Origin of the sequence: Agromyces humi (assembly GCF_009720255.1) — a bacterium.
GTDB lineage: Bacteria > Actinomycetota > Actinomycetes > Actinomycetales > Microbacteriaceae > Agromyces > Agromyces humi.
In genome coordinates this window covers 1-6,623 of the sequence record NZ_WJSP02000202.1, presented here as the reverse complement: position 1 = coordinate 6,623, position 6,623 = coordinate 1, and the positions used below count along the sequence as shown (strand labels likewise).

General features: G+C 71.1%; 6 protein-coding genes and 1 tRNA gene. 4 read left to right on the top strand and 3 right to left on the bottom strand.

What is annotated here, in order from left to right:
* Positions 1-161: 161 nt before the first annotated feature.
* From GH736_RS14690 to GH736_RS14675, 4 genes are all read left to right on the top strand, one after another.
* On the top strand, positions 162-1,469 hold the full coding sequence (locus GH736_RS14690) for an SCO7613 C-terminal domain-containing membrane protein (protein ID WP_159604611.1): 1,308 nt from the start codon (positions 162-164) through the stop codon (positions 1,467-1,469).
* Positions 1,470-1,563: 94 nt separating this feature from the next.
* Positions 1,564-1,637, top strand: a tRNA-Gly gene (locus GH736_RS14685).
* A 165-nt stretch (positions 1,638-1,802) separates the two neighbouring features.
* The gene (locus GH736_RS14680) at positions 1,803-2,300 is read left to right on the top strand and encodes a Dps family protein (RefSeq protein WP_159604609.1); all 498 of its coding nucleotides are present in this window, start codon (positions 1,803-1,805) and stop codon (positions 2,298-2,300) included.
* A gap of 42 nt (positions 2,301-2,342) precedes the next feature.
* Complete coding sequence (locus tag GH736_RS14675) at positions 2,343-3,050, top strand: hypothetical protein (protein ID WP_203230787.1); 708 nt, start codon at positions 2,343-2,345, stop codon at positions 3,048-3,050.
* Here GH736_RS14675 and GH736_RS14670 read toward each other — a convergent pair.
* From GH736_RS14670 to GH736_RS14660, 3 genes are all read right to left on the bottom strand, one after another.
* The gene (locus GH736_RS14670; RefSeq protein WP_159604607.1) at positions 3,047-3,721 is read right to left on the bottom strand and encodes a response regulator; all 675 of its coding nucleotides are present in this window, start codon (positions 3,719-3,721) and stop codon (positions 3,047-3,049) included. The two genes, GH736_RS14675 and GH736_RS14670, sit on opposite strands and share 4 nt — an antisense overlap.
* Positions 3,722-3,789: 68 nt before the next feature.
* Positions 3,790-5,229, bottom strand: a complete 1,440-nt coding sequence (locus GH736_RS14665; protein WP_235934260.1) for a sensor histidine kinase — start codon at positions 5,227-5,229, stop codon at positions 3,790-3,792.
* Positions 5,219-6,520: a multicopper oxidase family protein gene (locus GH736_RS14660; RefSeq protein WP_235934258.1), complete on the bottom strand. Its 1,302-nt coding sequence runs from the start codon at positions 6,518-6,520 to the stop codon at positions 5,219-5,221. Before GH736_RS14660 ends, GH736_RS14665 begins: the two co-directional genes overlap by 11 nt.
* Positions 6,521-6,623 lie beyond the last annotated feature (103 nt).

Sequence of the window (6,623 nt, the reverse complement as noted above, 5' to 3'; positions counted from 1 at the left end):
GAGCGTGGGGTGCACACTCGGCGGAAGCTCAATGAGGTTCTGTGCGCCGGATAGAGGGTCGGGCGGTACAGAACTCGACTGACCATTCTTGCAGATTTCGCGTCGTAAGGATAATCGCCCGGGTCGCGTGGAGCGTCGCCATCGGCGTCGGCGCGTCGTACGTGCTGCTCTCCGCGGCGACCACGGGCGACGAGCTCTGGCTCCTGCTGGGCCTGCTCACTCCCGTTCCGGTGCTCGTCGCCGCCCTCCACGCCGATCCGATCGGCGGCGACGCCGAGATCCGGCATCTCTCCTGGCTCAGCCTTCTCTTCGGCGTCGGCTCCATCTGGGCCTGGCTGGCCGACGGCGCTGTCGACGACGTCGAGGCGTACACCGTGCCGCTCGCCATCGCACTCGCCGTCACGGGCGGCCTGATCACGTGGCGCCGGATGGCGCCGTCGCCACGGTCCGCCGGACGCACGACGCTGTTCGCCTCCGCGGCGGCCGTCCTCGTGCTTCCCAGCGTCGCGACGAGCGCCGAGTCCGAACTCAGAACCCTCATCCTCGTCGCGGGAGGCTCGGTGGTGGCGATCGCGGCCATGTTCCTCCCGCAGGCGGCTCGTGGCGTTCCGATCCGCCTCCTCGGCGTCTGCACGGGCGGCGCGGCCTTCATCGGCGCGGCGCTCGTCCGCGGCTCGGCCGTCGCGCTCGGCGAGCCGAGCGACCTGGCTGCCGAGTTCTGGCCGGTGCTCGCGCTGGTCGCCGGCGTGATCGTCGCCACGATGTGGTTCCGAACGGCGTCGCAACCCGGTCGGCTCGCCGAGTCCATGATCGCGGTCTCCGTCGCGGCGGTCTCGATCCCGACGCTCCTGTCGGTCGCGGGGGGCGACGCTGCGACACTGCGTGCCGCGGTGCTCTTTCCGGCGCTCGCCCTCGCCCACATCGTGGCGGTGTATGGGCGGTGGCGCCCCTTCGCGGGGGCCGGCGTCGCGTGGACGACGCTGGGGGCACTGGTGCTGGGCGGTTGCGCCGCGCTCGCCTCACGCCAGGTGGAGCCGTTCGACCTCGTGACGGCATCGATCGGATCGGCGTTGCTCGGCGCGGGCGTCGTGCGCATGCGACGCGACCCGCGGTTGGGCAGCTGGCCCGCGCTCGGCCTCGGCCTCGCCGTGCTGCTGCTGCCCGCGCTGGTCGCCGACTTCGTCGAGCCCGAGCTGTGGCGGCTCATCGCCCTCGGCGCCGTGTCGGCGATCATCGTCGTCATCGGTGCCGTCCGACGACTGCAGGCCCCGCTCCTCTTGGGCGGCGCAGTCCTGCTGGTGCACGCCGTCGCGCAGCTGTGGCCGTGGCTCACGTCGGTGTACGAGGCCGTCTGGTGGTGGCTGTGGCTCGGCGTGGCCGGGGTCGCCCTCATCGCCCTCGCCGCGACCTACGAGCGCCAACTCCGGCTGGCCCGCAACGTGGTGCGCTCGATCGCCGAGCTGCGCTGATCACGCGGCGACGCGCGCGACACGGCACCCGAGGGAGGCGAAACCCGCGTCGCCCGGTGTACTACGATGGTCCGGTGCCCGCAGGCGGGCACGCGCGGATGTAGCTCAATGGTAGAGCCTCAGTCTTCCAAACTGATTACGCGGGTTCGATTCCCGTCATCCGCTCCACACCACCTCCCACGGCTGCCCGCAGCACCGACCGGGCGTTCCGCAGCGGCATCCGCGCCCCTTCGTGATCTCGGTCAGCCCAGCCTTCCCTTCCTTGAAATACACGGGCACCCGCGTAGCGTTGAAGACGACGGACGACAGACGCCGAACGGGAAGGGTGAACGAATGACCGACACGAAGACCGCACCGAAGAGCACCAAGACCGGAGACCACGCCGACGTCGCGGCGGGCGTCGCCCAGTACCTCACGCCGGTCGTGCACGAGCTCGTCGCGCTCGTCGTCAACGGCAAGCAGGCGCACTGGCATGTGCGCGGCGTGAACTTCATCGCCGTGCACGAGCTGATCGACGAGGTCGTGGCGCACGCCCAGGAGTGGGCCGACCTCGCCGCAGAACGGGTCGTCGCGCTCGGCCTGCCGATCGACGGCCGTCTCGCCACCGTCGCTGCGAAGAGCGGCGCTGCGAACCCCAAGCTCGGCTTCCAGCCGTACGAGGAGGCCATCTCCGACGTGGTCGCCCAGATCGACCTCGCGATCGAGAAGGTGAACACCGCGATCGAGGGGCTCGACGAGCTCGACCCCGCCAGCCAGGACGTGGTCATCGAGATCCGTCGCGGCCTCGACAAGGACCGCTGGTTCCTCTTCTCCCACATCGCCGTGAAGTAGTCGACGATGGCGGGCCGACGGGCCCGGGTGCAGAATGCCGCTATGACGGCGGATGCACCCGGGCCCGTCCCGTTCCCGGACGACGACCCCGAGCGACTCACCGACGCACAGCGGTCGCTGCGCGCGCAGATGCTCGCCACCGAGCACTGGAGCCTCCTCGCGAGCCGCAGCACGACCCAGAGCGAAGTGCTCACGCGCATCGCGATCTTCCTCACGCTGGTGTCCGCCGGCCTCGTCACGCTGGGTGTCCTCGGCAACGCGACGGGGTTCCGTGGCTGGTTCGGCGTGGCGGCCCTCGGCGTGCTCTTCCTCCTCGTGCTGCTGGGCCTCATCACCCTGCTGCGCGTGTACAACACCGCCACCGAGGACCTCATGTACGTGGTCGCCATGAACCGCCTGCGGGGCGCGTACCTCGACCTCGATCCGGGGCTCGGGCGCTACCTGCTCATGTCGCCCTACGACGATCAGGCCGGCGCCGAGCGCACGTACCACTACTTCTACCCGCGCGGCGCGAGCGTCATGCTCGGCAGCTCGATGATGGTCATCACCGTGGTCACCGCCGTGGTCTCCGGTCTCTTCGTCGGAAGCCTCGTCGCGGCGGTGGGCGGCACCACCTGGCTCGCCGTCCTGCTCGGCGTCGTGGCTGCGATCGGCGTGCTCGTGGGCTTCGCGCGTCGCGGCTACCACACGTACCTGCGCTCATGGCGGGAGCACGTGCCCCTGCGGAGTTCCCCGCGGACGGGGTCCTAGCCGCTCACCTCGTGCTGCAGCCAGGTGAGCACGGCGAGCACCCGGCGGTGGTCGGTGCCCGAGTCCTCGAGCCCCAGCTTCTGGAAGATCGACGTCACGTTCTTCTCCACGGCGCCCACGCCGATGAACAGCTCCTTCGCGATGCCGGCGTTCGTGCGCCCCTCGGCCATGAGGGCCATGACCTCGCGTTCGCGCGGAGTGAGCGACTCGAGCGGGTCGCTGCGACGCGAGAGGAGCTCGCGCACCACCTGCGGGTCGAGCACCGTGCCGCCCTCGCTCACGCGCTGCACCGCGTCCTCGAGCTCGTCGAGCGAGGCGACCCGGTCCTTCAGGAGGTAGCCCATGCCGCCCTCGCCCGACGACAGCAGCTCGTGCGCGTAGGTGCCCTCGACGTACTGGCTGAGCAGCAGCACGCCGAGCTTCGGATGCCGCCGGCGCAACTCGATCGCGGCCCTGACGCCCTCGTCGCGGTACGTCGGCGGCATCCGCACGTCGAGCACCGCGAGGTCGGGGGCGATCGCGTCGATCTCGGCGAGCAGCGCGTCCGCGTCGCCGTACGAGCCGACGGTCTCGAACCCGGCCTCGTCGAAGAGGCGCACGAGCCCCTCGCGCAGCAGCACGGAGTCCTCGGCGAGCACGATGCGCAATGGGCGGCGGGCGGCATCCGTCATGGACTTCACCCTATCGGCGGGCGCGGCGACGGCCCCGGCGTGAACCGGGGCCGTCGTGCGCTGGATGCTCAGACCGCGCCGGGCACCGCGCCCGCCTCGGTTCCGGATGCCGCGAGCGGCACGTAGGGCACGTGCGCGCCGATCGTGGTCGGGCCGCCCACCGGGCTGTCGATCACGAGCATGCCGCGGAGGCCGCGGACGCGCTCGTCGAGCCCCGCGAGCCCGTGCCCCGGGCTGGCCGCTGCGCCGCCCCGACCGTTGTCGGTGACCCAGATGTCGATCCAGTGGCCGGCTGCGCCCTCGTCCCGCGTGGTGGCGCGGAGGCGGATGGCACTGGCCTCGGCGTGCTTCGCCGCGTTGGTGAGCAGCTCCGCGGCGATGAAGTACGCATTTCGCTCGATGGGGGCGGGCAGTGCCGCGTCCGCCAGCTGGACCTCGACGATCACCGGGACGGGGCTGCGCGACGCGAGCGACTCGAGGCCGGCCGCGAGTCCCCGGTCCTGCAGGATCGGCGGCGCGAAGCCCCGCGAGAGCGCCCGCAGCTCGTCGAGTGCCTCGCGCGCCTGGTCGCGGGCCTCGCCGACGAGCGCCTTCGCCGACTCGGGGTCCTGTTCGAGACGTCGTTCGATGGTGGCGAGGTCCATCTGCAGGCGCACCAGCCGCTGCTGCGGGCCGTCGTGGATGTCGCGCTCGAGACGGCGCAGCGACGCGTCCTCGGCCTGCACGGCCGCGCCGCGGGAGGCGGCGAGCTGGGCGACCTCGACCTCGAGCGCCTCCGAGCGCCACGCCCCGAGCACGCCGCGGGCGATGACATCGTGCAGCAGGGTGAGTCCGCGGAACACGAACGGCAGGGTCGCGAGGAAGACGAGGCCGAGGATGACCTCGAGGATGCGCTCGCCCACCACGACGTCATAGGCGAAGTCGTTACCCGGGAAGAGCCGGTCGACGAGCCACTCGTTCAGCCAGAAGTTGCGGTCGCCGTCGGGAATGAACGGCTGCCAGAACCAGCCCGTGGTGCCCGCCAGCGCGATGGACGTCCACGCGATGGTGAGACTCCACGTCACGATGCTCACGATCGGGTTGATGACCATGGTGTGCAGCACGTACAGCCAGTAGTGGCCGTCGATGAACGGCGCGAAGGCGGTGCGCCAGAAGCCCTCCTCGCGCCCGTCGCGCCCCCACTGCGGGCGGCGGATCTCGGGTCGCCCCGCCCAGCTCAGCCGGATGAGCTCGAGCGTGCCGAACCCGCGGGCGATGAAGAACGCGGCCACCATGAGGAAGATCCCCACGAACACCGTCACGAGGCCGAGGCCCGTGAAGAACACGGTCGCGAGCACGCTGAGCCCGATGATCGCGATCGGCATGGTGAGGATGAGGAACCCGAACTCCCGGGGCACGGATGCCCAGAGGGCGCCGTAGCCGCGACGGCGCGGCGCGGCATCCGGGGCCGTCGGGGTGGCCGTGCCCGTGGTCGTGGTCGTCATGGTGGTCATCGTCTCAGTGCTCATGGTGCGTTCCTCCAGTCATCGTGGCAGACTGCCCGGGCTCGACGACGGCGAACTGGCCCATCATGCCCTGGTCCTCGTGCCACAGCAGGTGGCAGTGGTACATGTACGGGGTGTCGGGGTCGGCGTAGTCCTCGAAGCGGAGGACGAGCTCGAACTCGGTCCCGGGCCGCGCGAAGATGGTGTCCTTCCAACCCGCGAGCTCCGGGGGCGGCGGTGCGCCATCGATCGACGCGATGCGGAACTGCACGTCGTGCACGTGGAAGCTGTGCGGCATCTGGCTCGTGTTCGTCACGATCCAGCGCTCGGTCGTGTCGACGGTGACGGTCTCGTCGATGCGACCCAGGTCCATCTCGTGGCCGTTGATCTCGAAGCCGTCGAGGGTGAAGGTGCGCGTGGTGACCGCCTGCGAGGCGTCGACGGGCGGCAGTGCGGCGAGGTGCTCCGGCAGGTCGGGCGCGGGGTCGAGGGAGTCGGCGGCCCGCAGCTCGAGCACGTCGAACGCGTCGGTGCCGCCGTTCATCGCGGCGATCGCGTCGATCATGCCCGCCGCGCCAGCGGTCATCTCCGAGCGCAGCACGAGGCGCTCCCCCGGGGTGACCCGCACCAGCACCTCGGCGCGTTCGCCCGGCGACAGCAGCACGCGGTCGAGGTCGACGGATGCCTCGAGCAGGCCGCCGTCGGTCGCGATGAGCTCGACGGGGCGGCCGTCGCTCCACGTGAAGGCGTAGCTGCGCGCGGTCGACGCGTTCAGCAGGCGCAGTCGCACCAGCTCGTCGTGCACGTCGAGGAACGGGCCGCGCGTGCCGTTGACGAGGAGCTCGTCGCCGAGCCCGCCCGCGAACCCGTGAGCCGGGTCCTCGCGGAGCCCGTCGGCCGAGAAGCCGGCGTCCTGCACGATCACGGGCACGTCGTCGACGCCGTACTCGCGGGGCAGCGGCAGCGCGGACTCGACGTCGTCCTGCACGAGGAACATGCCGGCGAGGCCGCGCCGCACGTGGTCCTCGGTCTCGCCGTGCGGATGCGGGTGGTACCAGAGCGTGGCCGCCGGCTGGTCGACGTCCCACTCGGGCGACCACGTGGCATCCGGATCGACCATCTGGTGGGGGCCGCCATCCATCTCGGCGGGGAGGTGCATGCCGTGCCAGTGCACCGTCGTCGGCTCGTCGAGGGAGTTCCTGATGTCCACGCGCACGTGCTCGCCGCGCTTCGCGACGATGGTCGGGCCGAGGTAGGAGCCGCTGAAGCCCCACGTGTCGCTCGGAACGGCCGGCGTGAGCGACGAGTACTCCAATCCGGCGATCCCGGGCCGGGTGCTGACGAACGACCACAGCATCATGGCGAACTACTACGCTCAGGGCATCCCGCAGGCGAAGTTCAAGGCGCGCCACTTCCAG